At 48.8% G+C, this 1,809-nt stretch carries 1 rRNA gene; it reads right to left on the bottom strand.

The window, feature by feature from the left end:
- Positions 1 to 12: 12 nt before the first annotated feature.
- Positions 13 to 1,539: ribosomal RNA gene (locus DXC10_RS08420) — 16S ribosomal RNA — on the bottom strand.
- Positions 1,540 to 1,809 lie beyond the last annotated feature (270 nt).

The following is a 1,809-nucleotide window of genomic DNA, read 5'->3' as shown; positions in this document are numbered from 1 at the left end:
ACGTCGCTCCAGAAAGGAGGTGTTCCAGCCGCACCTTCCGGTACGGCTACCTTGTTACGACTTAGCCCCAATCACCAGTTTTACCCTAGGGCGCTCCTTGCGGTTACGCACTTCAGGTACCCCCGGCTTTCATGGCTTGACGGGCGGTGTGTACAAGGCCCGGGAACGTATTCACCGCGCCGTGGCTGATGCGCGATTACTAGCGAATCCAGCTTCATGGAGTCGGGTTGCAGACTCCAATCCGAACTGAGAGAGGTTTTTGGGATTAGCATCACGTCGCCGTGTAGCTGCCTTCTGTACCCCCCATTGTAACACGTGTGTAGCCCCGGACGTAAGGGCCGTGCTGATTTGACGTCATCCCCACCTTCCTCACATCTTACGACGGCAGTCTCCATAGAGTCCTCAGCATAACCTGATAGTAACTATAGATAAGGGTTGCGCTCGTTATGGCACTTAAGCCGACACCTCACGGCACGAGCTGACGACAACCATGCAGCACCTTCACAAATGCCTTGCGGCTATAATGTCTCCACTATATTCATTTGCAATTCAAGCCCGGGTAAGGTTCCTCGCGTATCATCGAATTAAACCACATGTTCCTCCGCTTGTGCGGGCCCCCGTCAATTCCTTTGAGTTTCACCGTTGCCGGCGTACTCCCCAGGTGGAATACTTAACGCTTTCGCTTGGCCGCTTACTGTATATCGCAAACAGCGAGTATTCATCGTTTACTGTGTGGACTACCAGGGTATCTAATCCTGTTTGATACCCACACTTTCGAGCATCAGCGTCAGTTACAGTCCAGCAAGCTGCCTTCGCAATCGGAGTTCTTCGTGATATCTAAGCATTTCACCGCTACACCACGAATTCCGCCTGCCTATACTGCACTCAAGACACCCAGTATCAACTGCAATTTTACGGTTGAGCCGCAAACTTTCACAACTGACTTAAGCATCCGCCTACGCTCCCTTTAAACCCAATAAATCCGGATAACGCTCGGATCCTCCGTATTACCGCGGCTGCTGGCACGGAGTTAGCCGATCCTTATTCATACGGTACATGCAAAAAGGCACACGTGCCAAACTTTATTCCCGTATAAAAGAAGTTTACAACCCATAGGGCAGTCATCCTTCACGCTACTTGGCTGGTTCAGGCTAGCGCCCATTGACCAATATTCCTCACTGCTGCCTCCCGTAGGAGTTTGGACCGTGTCTCAGTTCCAATGTGGGGGACCTTCCTCTCAGAACCCCTATCCATCGTGGACTTGGTGGGCCGTTACCCCGCCAACTATCTAATGGAACGCATCCCCATCTTCAACCGGAACCCTTTAATGTAAAAACCATGCGGAAAATACATACTATCAGGTATTAATCTTTCTTTCGAAAGGCTATCCCTGAGTTGAAGGCAGGTTGGATACGTGTTACTCACCCGTGCGCCGGTCGCCAGCGGCATTAGCAAGCTAATGCCCTGATGCCCCTCGACTTGCATGTGTTAAGCCTGTAGCTAGCGTTCATCCTGAGCCAGGATCAAACTCTTCATTGTAAAAGTATTGTAAGAGTCATATGCCATGATTTATAAGTAAAACTATAAACATAATATACGATCTCATTTTATCTGTCCAGGACGCTCGAATTTAAAAGTGTATGTCTTTACCTATTATTAAGTAATGACGGTTCTTTTAGTTTTTACCCGAGACCGATCCCTATCGCTAGAAATGGGTCTCGCTCTTGTACTACTTGTATTGTTTATGTAAATCTGTTCAAAGATCGCTTCTTCTTAAGCTTTCATTCTTTTCAGAAAGCGGATGCAAAG

The organism is Bacteroides sp. OM08-11 (assembly GCF_003438665.1).
GTDB lineage: Bacteria > Bacteroidota > Bacteroidia > Bacteroidales > Bacteroidaceae > Bacteroides > Bacteroides cutis.
This window is presented reverse-complemented; position numbering and strand designations above follow the sequence as displayed.